This window comes from Rhodobaculum claviforme (genome assembly GCF_016653255.1).
Taxonomy (GTDB): domain Bacteria; phylum Pseudomonadota; class Alphaproteobacteria; order Rhodobacterales; family Rhodobacteraceae; genus Rhodobaculum; species Rhodobaculum claviforme.
Map to the genome: position 1 here is coordinate 1 of NZ_NHSD01000122.1, position 13,936 is coordinate 13,936.

General features: G+C 71.3%; 12 protein-coding genes. 7 read left to right on the plus strand and 5 right to left on the minus strand.

The features are described 5' to 3' along the window. Positions 1-18 precede the first annotated feature (18 nt). On the minus strand, positions 19-1,662 hold the full coding sequence (locus tag CCR87_RS03225; RefSeq protein ID WP_201156102.1) for an alpha/beta hydrolase: 1,644 nt from the start codon (positions 1,660-1,662) through the stop codon (positions 19-21). A gap of 189 nt (positions 1,663-1,851) precedes the next feature. Here CCR87_RS03225 and CCR87_RS03230 point away from each other — a divergent pair, with 189 nt between their 5' ends. Then, positions 1,852-2,292 carry a DUF4399 domain-containing protein gene (locus CCR87_RS03230; RefSeq protein ID WP_201156104.1) on the plus strand — a complete coding sequence of 147 codons (441 nt, stop codon included), beginning with the start codon at positions 1,852-1,854 and terminating at the stop codon, positions 2,290-2,292. Positions 2,293-2,349: 57 nt separating this feature from the next. On the opposite strand, the gene CCR87_RS03235 is transcribed toward CCR87_RS03230, so the two are convergent. Further along, positions 2,350-3,036 (minus strand): GntR family transcriptional regulator, encoded by a 687-nt coding sequence (locus CCR87_RS03235; protein ID WP_201156106.1) that lies wholly within the window; start codon positions 3,034-3,036, stop codon positions 2,350-2,352. 170 nt (positions 3,037-3,206) lie between these two features. Here CCR87_RS03235 and dctP point away from each other — a divergent pair, with 170 nt between their 5' ends. The 5 genes from dctP (at position 3,207) to CCR87_RS03260 (ending at position 8,993) form a co-directional block, all read left to right on the plus strand. Beyond that, positions 3,207-4,196 carry a TRAP transporter substrate-binding protein DctP gene (dctP, locus tag CCR87_RS03240; protein ID WP_201156108.1) on the plus strand — a complete coding sequence of 330 codons (990 nt, stop codon included), beginning with the start codon at positions 3,207-3,209 and terminating at the stop codon, positions 4,194-4,196. A gap of 76 nt (positions 4,197-4,272) precedes the next feature. Beyond that, positions 4,273-4,821, plus strand: coding sequence for a TRAP transporter small permease subunit (locus CCR87_RS03245; protein WP_201156110.1), 549 nt, complete (start codon positions 4,273-4,275; stop codon positions 4,819-4,821). After that, the gene (locus CCR87_RS03250) at positions 4,821-6,137 is read left to right on the plus strand and encodes a TRAP transporter large permease (RefSeq protein WP_201156112.1); all 1,317 of its coding nucleotides are present in this window, start codon (positions 4,821-4,823) and stop codon (positions 6,135-6,137) included. Before CCR87_RS03245 ends, CCR87_RS03250 begins: the two co-directional genes overlap by 1 nt. Continuing rightward, positions 6,134-7,495 carry a malonyl-CoA decarboxylase domain-containing protein gene (locus tag CCR87_RS03255; protein ID WP_201156114.1) on the plus strand — a complete coding sequence of 454 codons (1,362 nt, stop codon included), beginning with the start codon at positions 6,134-6,136 and terminating at the stop codon, positions 7,493-7,495. Before CCR87_RS03250 ends, CCR87_RS03255 begins: the two co-directional genes overlap by 4 nt. Beyond that, positions 7,476-8,993, plus strand: coding sequence for a malonate--CoA ligase (locus tag CCR87_RS03260; RefSeq protein ID WP_201156116.1), 1,518 nt, complete (start codon positions 7,476-7,478; stop codon positions 8,991-8,993). The genes CCR87_RS03255 and CCR87_RS03260 overlap by 20 nt, the downstream gene beginning before the upstream one ends. Positions 8,994-9,000: 7 nt before the next feature. Here the strand turns inward: CCR87_RS03260 and CCR87_RS03265 are convergent, their stop codons facing one another. Continuing rightward, positions 9,001-9,294 carry an HNH endonuclease gene (locus tag CCR87_RS03265; protein WP_201156118.1) on the minus strand — a complete coding sequence of 98 codons (294 nt, stop codon included), beginning with the start codon at positions 9,292-9,294 and terminating at the stop codon, positions 9,001-9,003. On the opposite strand from CCR87_RS03265, the gene CCR87_RS03270 reads away from it, so the two are divergent. Further along, positions 9,293-10,501 (plus strand): TIGR03862 family flavoprotein, encoded by a 1,209-nt coding sequence (locus CCR87_RS03270; RefSeq protein ID WP_201156119.1) that lies wholly within the window; start codon positions 9,293-9,295, stop codon positions 10,499-10,501. The genes CCR87_RS03265 and CCR87_RS03270 overlap by 2 nt on opposite strands. On the opposite strand, the gene CCR87_RS03275 is transcribed toward CCR87_RS03270, so the two are convergent. After that, complete coding sequence (locus CCR87_RS03275; RefSeq protein ID WP_201156121.1) at positions 10,498-12,993, minus strand: GcvT family protein; 2,496 nt, start codon at positions 12,991-12,993, stop codon at positions 10,498-10,500. The genes CCR87_RS03270 and CCR87_RS03275 overlap by 4 nt on opposite strands. A 111-nt stretch (positions 12,994-13,104) precedes the next feature. Further along, entirely contained in the window at positions 13,105-13,749 is a 645-nt protein-coding gene (locus CCR87_RS03280; RefSeq protein ID WP_242511828.1) for a transglycosylase SLT domain-containing protein, read from the minus strand. Positions 13,750-13,936: the final 187 nt, after the last annotated feature.

A 13,936-nucleotide genomic window follows, 5' to 3' on the forward strand; every position in this document is an offset into this window, starting at 1 on the left:
GTCAGGGGGTCCCGGGGGTCAGGGGACATCCGCCAGCCGCGCCCGCAGCTGCGCCAACCCCTCGCGGGTCCAGCCCGGTGCCCCCGTCAGCTCCACCCACGCGTCCAGATAATCGCTGCGGACATAGGTGTGCCCATGCCCTGGCGGCGGCAGCACCGCCATCATGATGTCCATGCCCAGTTGCAGGAACGTGACGACCGGCAGCCAGCGCATGTCGGGTGACACATCCGGCCCGCGCGGACCCTGCAGCCATGCCGGGGGGCGCCATGCGGCGGCGGGATCGAAGAACACCACCGCGTCGCTGGCGTATTGCAGATACACCAGCCCATACCCGCCGGCCTGCGGGCGGTGCACCCGCTGCACGCCGTCGCGCCCCATGAACCGGATCACCGCCCCGTCGCGATAGGCCGGCAGCCACGCCGTCGTGCCCGGATCCCGCGCCCGCGTCACCGCGTTCCAGGTCCGGCTGTTGAACGGCGGCCCGACCCACAGCGCCCCGTCATAGGGATCACCGATCACCTGGAACAGGTCGTGGCTGAGGTCCGAGTTCAACGCCCCGAGGCTGAGACCATGCAGCCACAGCCGTGGCCGCTCCTCGGGCGGCAGGGTGCGCCAGTGGCCATAGATCGCGGAAAACACCGCGCGGGCGCTCTCGACCCCATAGTCGGGATCGGCCAGCAGCGCGATCCAGCTGGCCAGATAGGAGTATTGCACCGCAACCGTGGCGACATCGCCGCGCAGCAGGTATTCCAGCGCCTGCTGGCCCGCGGGATCGATCCAGCCGGTGCCGGTGGGGGTATTGATGACCAGATGGGCGCGCTCGAAGCCGCCGATGCGGATCAGCTCGGCCAGCGCCAGCGCGGCGCGGTCCTCGGGCTCGGGGGCCGAGTTCAGGCCGACATAGACGCGCAGCGGCCTGCGGGCCGGGCCGCCGGTGACGGCCTCGATGGCGTCGGCGTCGGGGCCGGCGGCGATCATCTGGCGCCCGGTACGGCCCAGGTCCTCCCAGTCCAGCAGCGAGCCCGGGCCGCCGGCGGTATCGGGCGTGGTGGGCCGGGGGCTCGCCTCCTCGAACAGCGCGTCCCACTGCTGATAGCTGCCGTCGAGCACCGACATCGCGCCGCGGATCAGCACCCCGTTGCCGATGTTCCAGAACAGCAGCGCCGTCAGCCCCACCCCCAGGATCACCGCCTGCGGCGTCGGCAGCCGCCGCGCCAGCCGCCGCGACAGCCGCCGCGCCACCCACACGACCAGCCGTGCCAGCAGCAACAGCACCGCAAACACCACCAGCGCCACGGCGGCCACGGTAAAGGGGCCGACTGTCTCGACCGGGGCCATGTCCATCAGCGCCCTGAGCCGGTTTTCCCACACCGAGGCCCGCCACAGCGCCAGCGCCGCCAGCCCCGCGCACACCAGCGCCGCCGCCCATCCCAGCCGCCGCACCACCGCGGGCCGCGCCACCGGCAGCTGAAGCGCCAGCCACCCCGCGCGCAACGCCACCCCCAGCCCGTAGCCCGCCGCCAGGCTCAGCCCGCCCAGCGCGCCCTGAACCAGCGTCGGGCGCGGCACCAGGCTGGGCGTCAGCGACGCCGCAAAGAACAACGTGCCCAGCAGCACCCCCACCAGCGACACCTGTACCCGCCCGCGCGCCGTTCCGGCCATGTCGTCCCCCGTCCCTTGCCGTCCCCCACAGCTCTAGGGGAGCGGCCCGCGCCATGCCAGCGCAACCCGCCGCGCGGATATGACGCGATCGCGATGCGCCGGGCGAACGCCAAGGCTGGCGCGGCGGCGCCCTGGTGCTACCTTGTGACGGGGCGCGGGGGTCCGCGCGCCACGTCAGGGAGGAACCGGATGTCACGACTGTTCATCACCTTCGCAGCCGCGCTGGCCGTGCCCACGGCCGCGCTGGCGCAACACGACCACGGCGGCGCCCGCACCGAGGCCCCGCCCGAGGCGCGCGTCTACTTCATCACCCCCGCCGACGGGGACACCGTCGCCAACCCCGTCACCTTCCACTTCGGGCTGCAGGGGATGGGCATCGCGCCGGCCGGTGTGGACTGGCCCGACACCGGGCACCACCACATGTTCATCAACACCGACCCCGCCACCATGGACATGGACGCGACCCTGCCCGCGACCGAGAACATCCTGCATTTCGGCGGCGGCCAGACCGAGGTGACGCTGGACCTGCCTGCGGGCGAACACACGTTCTGGCTGCTGCTGGGCGACACGAATCATGTGCCGCACGACCCGCCGGTGATGTCCGAGCCGATCACCCTCACGATCGAATGACGGCGCGCGGCTGACCACGTCCGGTCGGCACGCCCGCCACACCGGCCGCGCTGCGCCTCAGGCGCGCAGCGCGGTCTCGGACCCCGCATGCAGCGACGAGCGGCGATAGCTCGCCATCAGGTCGTTGAACTTGCCCCCCTGCACGGCGACATGGTCGCGCAGCGCCTCGGCGGCGGCCTCGGGGCGGCCATCCTGAAGCGCGGACAGCACCGTGCGGTGCTCCGCTAGGGATTGCGCCATGCGCCCGCGCAGCCGCAGTTGCAACCGCCGGAACGGTTTGAGGCGCCGGTGCAGCCGCCCCGCCTCGGCCGCCAGAAAGCCGTTGCCCGCCGCCTCATAGACCAGCAGGTGGAAGCGCTCGTTCTCGGCGTAATAGCGATCGTGATCGCCCGCCGCGACGGCCTCCTCGCAGGCGATCACGGTGGCTTGCAGCGCTCCCAGCAGCGCGGGCGTCACCCGCCGCGCCGCCAGCCGCCCGCACAGCGCCTCCAGCTCGGCCATCACCTCGAACATCTCGACCATCTCCTCCAGGCCGGGATGACGCACGAACGCCCCACGCCGGGGGATCAGCTGCACGAGGCCGGACGCCGCCAGCGCATGGAGCGCCTCGCGCAGTGGGGTGCGCGAACAACCGAAGCGGTCGGCCAGCGACACCTCGTCCAGCCGCTCGCCGTCGGGCAGCTCACCGGTGACGATCATCTGTTCCAGCGCCTCGCGGACGCCATCTGCGCGTCGGTTGTGCATGGGCGCAGCATACGGCGGCATCCTGTATTCCTCAACGGATTTCTTGTATACAACATGCTTGACTTTGCATCCCGAATGCGGTGCCCTCTTCATCCCGGCGCCGGGAGGGGTGGCGGGACCGTGGTGACTCGCCGCACGCGGCAGGCCACGCCAAAGTCAGGGAGGATGCCATGAAACCGTTCACGCTTACGGCCGTCGCCGCCGTGTCCGCCATCGCGCTCGGCACCGCTGCGGCCGACGCCCAGCAGCTGCGCCTCGCGCACCAGTGGTCGACATCGGACGTGCGCCACCAGGTCGCGCAGATGATCGCCGACGAGGTCGAGGAGGCCGATGTCGGCCTGTCGATCCGGATCTTTCCGTCGGCCTCGCTGTTCTCGGCCACCGAGCAGTACACCCCGCTCAGCCGCGGGCAGCTCGACATGACGGTATACCCGCTGTCCTATGCCGGCGGGCAGCGGCCCGAGTTCAACCTGACGCTGATGCCGGGGCTGGTGCAGAACCACGACCACGGCGCGCGCATGAACGAATCGCCCTTCATGGAGGCGCTCGAGGAGCTGATGGCCGAGGACGACGTGATGGTCCTCGTGCACGGCTACCTTGCCGGCGGGTTCGGCTCGGCCGACGGCTGCATCACCCGCCCCGAGCACATGGCAGGCAAGACCGTGCGCGCCGCCGGCCGCGCGTTCGAGCAGATGCTGGCCGCCGCGGGGGCGTCGGTGTCGTCCATGGCCTCGACCGAGATCTACAACGGGTTGCAGACGGGCGTTCTGGATGCAGTCAACACCTCGTCGGCGTCGTTCTCCTCGTTCCGGCTCTATGAGCAGATGGAGTGCTACACGCCCGCGGCCGATTACGCGCTGTGGTTCATGTACCAGCCGCTGCTGGTGAACAAATCCCGCTTCGAGAGCCTGAGCGCCGAGCAGCAGGAGGCCCTGATGGCCGCCGCCGCCAACGCCGAGGCGTTCTACCTGGAGGAGGCCAAGGCCCAGGACGCGGCCTCGGTCGAGGTGTTCCGCAACGCCGGCGTGGAGATCGCGGAGATGACCGCCGAGGACTTCGAGGCCTGGCGCGCGCTGGCGCAGGAGTCCTCCTATGCCGCCTTCGTCGAGCAGGTGTCGAACGGTCAGGAGCTTCTCGACATGGCGTTCGCCGTCGAGTGATCCCCCGAACCGAGCCGGACGGGGCGACACCGCGCCCCGTCCGTTTCCGACCCGTTCAGACACGGAGCGCCCCGCAATGGCCACGCAAGCCCCCGCCGCCGGCTGGCGCCGCGGCTCCGATGCGGTGATCCGCGGCATCGGCTGGATCTCGACCGTCTGCGGCTGGGTGGCCGCGAGCATGATCCTCGCCTCGGTGCTGATCACCTGCCAGATGATCTTCGTGCGGTTCGTGCTGCGCCAGTCCACGATCTGGCAGACCGAAACCGTGATCTACCTGATGGTCGCCGCCACCATGCTGGGGCTGCCGTATGTCCAGAAGCTGCGCGGCCACGTCAACGTCGACCTGGTGCCGATGGCGCTGCGTGGCACACCGCGCAAGGTGCTGGCGGTGCTGGTGCTTCTGTCGGGGATCGGCGTGCTGGGCCTGATCGGCTGGTATGGCTACGAGAACTGGCAGGTGGCGTTCGATCGCGGCTGGCGCTCGTCCAGCGTCTGGGGCCCGCCGCTGTGGATCCCCTATGCCGCGCTGCCGGTGGGCTTCGGGCTGATGATCCTGCAACTGTTCGCCGATCTGCTGGCCCTGCTGACGGGCCGTGACACCGCCTTCGGCCTGGAGGACGACTGATGGACCCGCTGCTGCTTGGTCTTCTGGTGGCGATTGTCACCATCGCGGTGCTGTTTTCGGGGGTGTCGGTGGCCACGGGGCTGCTGATCGTCTCGGCGCTGTTCCTAGCGATCTTCGACGGGCTGTGGTCGCTGGAGCTGATGCCGGAGAAGTTCTTCGGCAAGCTGAATTCCTTTGCGCTGCTGTCGATCCCGATGTTCATCATCATGGGCGCGGCGATCAGCTCCACCCGCGCGGGCGCCGATCTCTATGAGGCGCTGGAGCGCTGGCTGACCCGCGTGCCCGGCGGGCTGGTGATGTCCAACCTCGGGGCCTGCGCGCTGTTCTCCGCCATGTCCGGCTCCAGCCCGGCGACCTGTGCGGCCATCGGCAAGATGGGCATTCCGGAGATGCGCAAGCGCGGGTATCCGGACACGGTGGCGTCGGGGTCGATCGCGGCGGGCGGCACGCTGGGCATCCTGATCCCGCCATCGGTGACGATGATCGTCTATGGCATCGCCACCGAGACCTCGATCGGGCGGCTGTTCCTGGCCGGTGTCATGCCGGGGCTGATGCTGGTCAGCCTGTTCATGGTGTGGTCGGTGTGGTCGACCTGGCGCACGGCGGGGCTGGGCGTTATCTCGCCGCGCCATTACTCGTTGCGCGAAAAGCTGGAGATCCTGCCGCGGGTGATCCCGTTCCTGCTGGTGATCGTCGGCGTGCTATATGCCATGTACGGCGGCATCGCCACGCCGTCGGAAACCGCGGCCGTGGGCGCGATCCTGTGCCTTGGGATGGCGGTTGTGATCTACCGGATGTGGTCGCCGGTGGCGCTGTGGTCGGTGCTGCGCGACTCCACCCGTGAAAGCGTGATGATCCTGTTCATCATCGGGGCTGCGGGCGTGTTTTCCTACATGCTCTCGTCGCTGTTCATCACCCAGTCCATCGCGATGTGGATCTCGGAGCTGGACGTGAACCGCTGGGTGCTGATGGGGGCGGTCAACGTCTTCCTGCTGATCGCGGGGTTCTTCCTGCCGCCCGTGGCGGTGATCCTGATGGCGGCCCCGATCCTGCTGCCGATCATCCTGGCGGCGGATTTCGACCCCTACTGGTTCGCGGTGATCCTGACGATCAACATGGAGATCGGGTTGATTTCGCCCCCCGTCGGCCTCAACCTCTATGTCATCAATTCGATCGCGCCGGACATCAAGCTCAAGACGATCCTGCGCGGCTCGCTCCCCTATGTGGGGTGCATGGTGCTGGCCATCGTGATCCTGTGCTTCTTTCCGCAGATCGCGACCTGGCTGCCCGATCTGGTGATGGGACCGGCGACATGACACGGACGGGGTTTCTGGGCGACCTTCTGGGCCAGCTGGTGGAGCGGCGATTCGTGCCCGCCCGGGGCGGCGGCGACCGCCCGATGGAGGAGCTGTGCCGCAACCTGATGTCGGGCGGCGGCGAGGTGTCGACCATGCGCCTGGCGCGCGAGACGCTGGCGCGCTATCGCGGGCTGGACGCGGCGGGGCGGCGGGCGTTCTTCCACATGCTCGCCGACGGGTTCGACGTGGACGCGGCGGCGGTGGCCGAGGCGGCGCGGGACTATGGCGCCGCGCGCGATGCCGCCACGCTGGACCGTCTGGTACGTCGGGCCGAGCCCGCCCGCCAGGAGCTGTTTCGCCGCCTCAACCACGCCCCCGGCGCGACCGCCGATCTGGTGCGGATGCGCCGCGACCTGCTGGGGCTCCTGCCCGAGGCGCCGGACCTGGCGCGGGTGGATCTGGATTTCGCGCATCTGTTCGCATCCTGGTTCAACCGCGGCTTTCTGGTGCTGCGCCAGATCACCTGGGAAAGCCCGGCGCGGCTGCTGGAAAAGATCATCGGCTACGAGGCCGTCCACGAGATCGACGACTGGGAGGCGCTGCGCGCGCGCATCGACCCGCCCGACCGGCGCTGCTTCGCCTTCTTCCACCCCGCGATGCCGGACGAGCCGCTGATCTTTGTCCAGGTGGCGCTGGTCAAGGGGCTGCCCGGCTCGGTCCAGGCGCTGCTCGACCCCGGGCGCGCGGTTCTCGACCCGGCGGGGGCGGACACGGCCACCTTCTATTCCATCTCCAACTGCCAGTCGGGGCTGAAGGGGATCAGCTTTGGCAACTCGCTCATCAAGCAGGTGGTGGAGCTGCTGCGCCAGGAGCTGCCGCATCTGCGCACCTTCGTCACCCTGTCGCCCATTCCCGGGCTCGGCCCCTGGCTGTCGGAAAACGCCGCCTCGGGCGATGCCGCGGCGGCGCGGCTGCTGGAGCTGGCCCGAACCCCCGGCGCGACCTTCGACGATCCCGCGGCGCTGGCCCTGCGCCGCGCCGCCGCACGCTATCTGCTGGAGGCCAAGGACGGCCGCGACCGTCCCCGCGACCCGGTCGCGCGGTTCCATCTGGGCAACGGCGCACAGGTGCACGAGGTGCACGCCCGCGCCGACCTCTCGCCGCGCGGGCTGAAGCAGTCCTGCGGCGCGATGGTGAATTACCTCTATGACCCCGAGGCGGTGGAACAGAACCACGAGGATTATGCCACCCGCCACAGCGTCGCCGCCGCCCGCGGCGTGCGCTCCCTCGCGCGGGCCACCGGCGACTGGCCCGGGGCCGAGCGCAAGACCAAGGCCGACAAGGAGACTTCGCGCGATGGCCAACCCGCTCCATGATGCGCTGTTTGCCCCGCTGGCGGGGCAGGACCGCCCGCTGATGCACCTGCCCGGCGGCGCGGTGCTGACCGCCGCCGCCTTTGCCGCCGATATCGCGCGCTTTGCCCATGCGCTGGGCGCGGCGGGGCTTGCCCCCGGCGACCGCGTGGTGGTGCAGGCCGCCAAGACGCCCGCGATGCTGGCGGTTTACGGCGCGGCGGTGGCGGCGGGGGTGGTGTTCCTGCCCCTCAACACCGCCTACACGCCCGACGAGGTCGATTACTTCGTCGGCGACTGCGGCGCGAAGCTGCTTCTGGTCGATCCGGGCCGGGACGCGCCGCTGGCCGATCTGGCCGCCCGCCACGGCACCCGGCTGGAGACGCTGGGCCCCGGCGGCAGTTTCGATGCGCTGGCGGCGGGGCAGCCCGTCCGCTTTACGGCGGTGGACCGCGCGCCCGACGATCTGGCGGCGCTGCTCTATACCTCGGGCACCACGGGGCGGTCCAAGGGCGCGATGCTGACGCAGACAAACCTTCTGTCCAACGCCGAGGCGCTGCGCGATCTGTGGCGCTTCACCGACCGCGACGTGCTGCTGCATGCGCTGCCGATCTTTCACACCCACGGGCTGTTCGTGGCCTGCAACACCGTGCTGCTGGCCGGCGCGCGGATGATCTGGCTACCGAAATTCGACGCGGACGCCGTGTTCGAGGCCCTGCCGCAGGCCACCACGATGATGGGTGTGCCCACCTTCTACACCCGCCTGCTGGAGGACGCGCGCCTGACCCGCGACGCCACCGCCCACATGCGGCTGTTTGTCTCCGGCTCCGCGCCGCTGCTGTCGGAGACGCACACGGCCTGGGTCGCGCGCACCGGCCACGCGATCCTGGAACGCTACGGCATGACCGAGACGAACATGATCGCCTCCAACCCCTATGACGGCGACCGGCGCGCCGGCACCGTGGGCTTTGCCCTGCCCGGCGTGGAGGTGCGCATCACCGACCCCGACACCGGTTCGGAGCTGGCGCAGGGCGAGACCGGCATGATCGAGGTGCGCGGCCCCAACGTCTTCAAGGGCTACTGGCGGATGCCCGAAAAGACCGCCGAGGAGCTGCGCGACACCGGCTTCTTCCTGACCGGCGATCTGGGGATGATCGACGATCGCGGCTATCTGTGCATCGTGGGTCGCCAGAAGGACCTGATCATCACCGGCGGCTACAACGTCTATCCCCGCGAGGTGGAGCTGATCCTCGACGACCAGCCGGGCGTGCGCGAAAGTGCGGTGGTGGGCGTGCCCCATCCCGACTTCGGCGAGGCGGTGCTGGGCGTGATCGTCCCCGAACCCGGCCACCCCCCCGATCTGGACGCCATCGCCGAGGCGCTGAAGGGCCCGCTTGCGCGCTTCAAGCAACCCAAGGCGCTGGTGACGCTGGACGCGCTGCCGCGCAACGCCATGGGCAAGGTCCAGAAGGCCGCCCTGCGCAGCCGCTACGGCCAGACCTTCGCCGCGCGCACCGGCTGAGGGGCCCTCAGCCCCGGCCCCGCCGCCCCGGCACCCGCGACAGGAACCCCGGCGGACGCTTCGCCACCCAGGCCGCGAACCGCGCGAGCCTGGGGTGCGCGCGCAGCGCCTCCGGGGTGTTGTGGCTGCGCGCAAGCTCGGCCTCGGTCAGCGCGGCGTGGACTTCCTTGTGGCAGATGTGGTGCATCAGCACGGTCGGTCCGCCCTTGCCGCCGCGCAGCTTCGGCGTCAGGTGGTGCAGGCTTTGCGGCACGTCGGGCGGGATGGGCCGCAGGCACAGCGGACAGACGGGGTGATCCATGACCGGGAATGTGGCGCAATCGGGGACGGCTGCAAGCTGTGACGCGCTGGTGATCGGCGGCGGTCCGGCCGGGCTGATGGCCGCCGAGGCGCTGGCGGGGCTGGGCCGCGCCGTGGTCGTGGCCGAGGCCAGGCCCACGCTGGGGCGCAAGTTCCTGATGGCGGGAAAATCGGGGCTGAACCTGACCAAGGTCGAGCCGCCCGCCCACTTCCGCGCCGCCTATGCCGAGGCCTCGGACTGGCTGGCGCCGATGCTGGCGGCGTTCGACGCCGACGCGGTGCAGGGCTGGGCGCGGGATCTGGGCCAGCCGGTGTTCACCGGATCCTCCGGGCGGGTGTTTCCGGTGGCGATGAAGGCCTCGCCGCTGCTGCGGGCGTGGCTGGGGCGGCTGACGGCGCAGGGGGTGGCGCTGCGCCCGCGCTGGCGCTGGACGGGATGGGACGGTGACGCACTGGCCTTCGACACCCCCGATGGCCCCCGCGCGCTGGCGCCGCGCGTCACGGTGCTGGCGCTGGGGGGGGCCAGCTGGGCGCGGCTGGGGTCGGACGGGGCGTGGGCCCCGTGGCTGGCCGCGCGCGGGGTTGGGCTGGCGCCGTTCCGGCCTGCGAACGTGGGCATCTGCCGGACGTGGTCGGCACACATGACGCCGCATTTCGGCGCGCCGCTGAAGGGGGTGGCGCTGTCGGCGGGCGACCTGCGGGTGCGGGCGGAGTGCGTGATCTCGGCCCGCGGGCTGGAGGGGGGCGGGATCTATGCGCTGGGACCGGCGCTGCGCGACGGGGCAGCGCTAGAGGTGGATCTTGCGCCCGCTCTGGACGCAGCCACCGTGGCCACCCGGCTGGCCGCCCGCCCCCCGCGCGAAACGACCGCCGCGCGCCTGCGCAAGGCGCTGGGCCTGCGGCCCGTGGCGCTGGCGCTGATGCAGGAGGTCGCGCGCCCCCTGCCCCGCGACCCGGCCGCGCTGGCGGGCGTGGTCAAGGCGCTGCGCGTCGCCCACGATGGCCCCCGCCCGATCGACGAGGCGATCTCCACCGCCGGCGGCATCACCCACGCGGCCCTCGACGACGGCCTGATGCTGCGGGCCCTGCCCGGCGTCTTTGCCGCCGGCGAGATGCTGGACTGGGAGGCGCCGACAGGGGGCTATCTGCTGACCGGATGCCTGGCCACCGGCCGGTGGGCCGGGCGCGCGGCGGCGGGCTGGCCCTAGCCGTCGGCGCGCAGCCGGGTGTTGGCGGGGTCCCAGGGGCTGTCGGCCACCACCTCGGCCGGCCACAGGCGGCGCTGCATCCGCACCTGCAACCGGGTGCCGGGCGCGGCATGCCCCGGCGCGACATACCCCATGCCGATGGCGCGTCCGAACGCCACCGACCAGCCGCCCGAGGTCAGCCGCCCGACCCGCTCGGCCCCCGCATACAGCGCCTCGCGCCCCCAGGGATCGGCGTCGTCCGGCCCGTCGATCATCAGCGTGACGCAGCGCGTGCGGATGCCGGTGGCCTGCATCGCAGCCCGGCCGTGGAAGTCCCTGGCGGGGTCCACGAAGCGCTCCAGCCCGGCCTCCAGCGGGGTGGCGTCGCGGCCCAGCTCGCTGCCGAAGGCGCGGTAGGACTTCTCCTGGCGCAGCCAGTTCTGCGCCCGCGCGCCGACCAGCGTCAGGCCGACACTTTCGCCCGCCTCCATCAGCCGGTCCAGCAGGTAGTTCTGCATCTCGATGGGGTGGTGCAGCTCCCAGCCCAGCTCTCCGGTATAGGCGACGCGCAGCGCGCGCACGGGGCACATCATCAGCTCGATGTCGCGCATCGACAGCCACGGAAAGCGGGCGTTGGACACCGCCGTGTCGGGATCACGATCGCGGATCAGGGGGCGCAGCAGGTCGCGCGCGCGGGGCCCCGAGATGGCGAAGACGCCCCATTGGGTGGTGATGTCCTGCACCTCGACATGGCCGAAATCGGCGGCGCGGTCGCGGGCCGCACGGCGCAGCGCATCGCCGTCGTACGCGGCCCAGGCCCCGGCCGAGACAAGGTAGAACTCCGTCTCTGACAGCCGCACGAGCGTGTATTCGCTGCGCACCGTCCCCGCATCGCCGAGCGCATAGGTCAGGGCCATGCGCCCCGCCTTCGGCAGCCGGTTGGTCGTGAACCACTCGAGGAACGCCGCCGCCCCCGGTCCGGCCACGCGATGCTTGGCAAAGGCGGTCGCATCGATCAGGCCCACGCCATGGCGGATGGCGCGGGCTTCGGCCTCGGCATGCGGCCACCAGCCACCGCGGCGGAAGCTGCGGGCGTCATGGTCGAAACTGTCGGGGGCATCCGGGGGGCCGAAATAGGTCGGTCGCTCCCAGCCGTTCACCTGTCCGAACTGCGCGCCGCGCGCGCGCAGACGGTCGTAACAGGGCGCGGTGCGCAGCGGGCGGGCGGCGGGGCGTTCCTCGTCGGGGTGATGGAGGACAAAGACGTGGGCGTAGGCTTCCTCGTTCTTGCGCGCGGCGTATTCGGTGGTCATCCACGGCCCGAACCGGCGCGGATCGAGGGCGGCCATGTCGATCTCGGCCTCGCCCGTCGTCATCATCTGCGTCAGGTAGTGGCCCGCCCCCCCGGCGGCGGTGATGCCAAAGGAAAACCCCTCGGCCAGCCACATGTTGCGCAGCCCCGGCGCGGGACCCAGCAGCGGGTTGCCGTCCGGGGTGTAACAGATCGGGCCGTTGTAGTCGTCCTTCAGCCCCACGCTTTCGGCCGACGGCAGGCGGTGGATCATCGACAGGTACTCCGCCTCGATCCGCTCCAGGTCGAGCGGAAAGAGGTCGGCGCGGAATGCGGCGGGCACATCGTGGAGGAACCGCGCGGGGGCGCCGAGTTCATACGGCCCGAGGATCCAGCCGCCGCGTTCCTCGCGCACATACCATTTCGCGTCGGCGTCCCGCAGCACCGGGTGCTGGGGATTGCTCCGGCGCCAGTCCACCAGCGCGGCATCGGGTTCGGTCACGATGTACTGGTGTTCGACCGGAATGGCGGGGGACCTGATCCCCAGCAGGCGGGCGGTGCGCTGGGCGTGGTTGCCGGTGGCGGTGACGACATGTTCGGCGCGGATCTCGAACATGTCCTCGCCGGGGATCAGGTTGCCGCCGCGCTCCACCATGAAGCGCCCCGAGACGATCCATTCGGCACCGGTCCAGCGGTAGCCGTCCACCTGCGCGCGGCGGAGGATCTGCGCGCCACGGTCGCGGGCCGAGCGCGCCATCGCCTGGGTCACGTCGGCGGGGTTGATGTAGCCGTCGGTGGGGTGGAACAGCGCGCCCCGCAGATCGTCGGTGCGCACCAGCGGCCAGCGGTCGCGGATCTGCGCGGGCGTCAGGAACTCGTGGGGGATGCCGATGGTCTCGACGGTGGCGGCATAGAGTTCATATTCGTCCATCCGCGCGCGGGTCTGGGCCATGCGCAGGTTGCCCACCACGGCAAAGCCGGGATCAAGGCCGGTCTCGGTCTCCAACCCCTTGTAGAACCGCACCGAGTAGTCGTGGATGTGGCTGGCGGCATAGCCCATGTTGAACAGCGGCAGCAGCCCCGCCGCATGCCAGGTGGAGCCCGAGGTCAGCTCGTCCCGCTCCAGCAGCATCACGTCCCAACCGGCGCGCGCGAGGTGACAGGCGATCCCCGTCCCGACCGCCCCGCCCCCCACGACCAACGCGCGCACATGGGTCTTCATCGCCGTCCCCTTCCGCCTGCCCTGCCCCCGTCATGGCGCGGGATGGCGGGGCCTGCCGCCCCCGCCCCGACCCTTGGCGGGGGGAAAACGACATTGGCCGGGGCGCGGACCTCAGCGCGGCTGGCAGTAGCTCTGGGCGCGGGTGAAGCTGGCGATCTGGGCGCGCTTGGAGGCATCGCGCAGCGGCGGCCAGTCGGCGGCGACCCCGCCCCAGTTGCCCGGACCGCCCGCGACCACCCCGTCGCGTTCCACCGCGGCCGCGGCGATGCGCACCGCGCACGACAGGTTGGTCGCCCCGTCATACAGATCGCCCGGTGCGTCGATGTCACAGCCCCGGTACCGCGCCGTCTGCGGAAAGATCTGCAACAGCCCGCGATAGCGCCCGCCGGCGCCGGCCGCGCGCGGGTTCCAGGTGCTCTCGAACCGCGCGAGGCCCGACAGCAGGCCCACCCAGAACGCCTTGCGCTGCGTTTCGGTGGCGGTGCCATAGCCCGGACAGAAGGTCTCGATATCCGAAAGCGGCGTCTCGATCAGCGGCCGGGCGTGGGTGCCGATGGCGCCCATCGTCGACAGCGTCCAGTCGCGCGCCTCGGGGCGGTGGTCCCACTGCATCACCGGGACGGTGGGGGTGGCGGCGCGGCTGGCCCCCTCGCCCAGGTCCGAACATCCCGCCACGAGCGCGAGGACGGCCAGCGCCACCCCGGCCACGGCCCTTCGGCCCATCCCGGCCCGGCGCGAGAGCAGCACGTTCGACATCGATCCATCCCAGGAGATCGAGCCATGCGTGGCCCGCACCGTTCCCCTGCCGGGCCGGCCGGCATCGGGCAACCCGCGCAATTCCACGGCGGCGGGGATCTGCCGACGTGCCTGCGGCGTTTCGGCAGAAACCCGCGCACGCTGCGATTTCGCGCGACCTTGCCCGGCGCCCCGCCCTCCCCTAGAC